General features: G+C 79.3%; 1 protein-coding gene. It reads left to right on the top strand.

Features of this window, described 5'->3' with window-relative positions; translation table 11 throughout:
• Positions 1–63: 63 nt before the first annotated feature.
• Positions 64–658, top strand: a 595-nt coding sequence (locus Q6969_RS16160) for a PfkB family carbohydrate kinase (RefSeq protein ID WP_317231346.1), incomplete at its 3' end; no start/stop codon positions are given.

Below are 658 nucleotides of genomic sequence, written 5' to 3'. Positions count from 1 at the left end.
CGCCGCATCCGCCGCCCCCGCCCCCGCGCCGGCCGCCGCCGCGACCGCCGCGGAGGTGCCGGCATGAGGATCGTCGTGGTCGGCGACGTGCTCCTCGACGTCGACATGCAGGGGTCCGCCCACCGCCTCAGCCCCGACGCGCCCGTGCCCGTCATCGAGGTCGAGGAGTCGCTGCCGCGTGCCGGCGGCGCGGGCCTCGTCGCCACCATGCTCGCCCGCGACGGCCACGAGGTGCGCCTCGTCACCGTGCTCTCCGACGACCGGCACGCCGAGACGCTCCGCGAGCGGCTCGCGCGCGTCGAGGTGGTCGCCGGCCCGTCCGGCGCGCCCACGCCCGTCAAGACCCGCGTCCGTGCCGACGGGCACGCGATCGCCCGCATCGACGAGGGCTGCGCGCCGCCGCCGACGCCCGTCGCCACCGACGCGATGCTCGAGGCGATCGCCACCGCCGACGCCATCGTGGTCGCCGACTACGGCCGCGGCGTCACCCGCGACCCGCGTCTCCGCGCCGCCCTCGACGCGCGCGCGGCCGTCGTGCCGCTGGTGTGGGATCCGCACCCCGCGGGCGAGCCGCCGGTCCCGAACACGGCGCTCGCCACCCCGAACCTCGCCGAGGCGCGCGCCTTCTCCGGCGTCGCCGGGCGGGACGTGTCCGCGG

Origin of the sequence: Clavibacter sp. MX14-G9D, assembly GCF_032917815.1 — a bacterium.
Lineage (GTDB): Bacteria > Actinomycetota > Actinomycetes > Actinomycetales > Microbacteriaceae > Clavibacter > Clavibacter michiganensis_K.
Note: the sequence above shows the minus strand (reverse complement) of the source record. Positions and strands in the feature narration are given on the sequence as shown.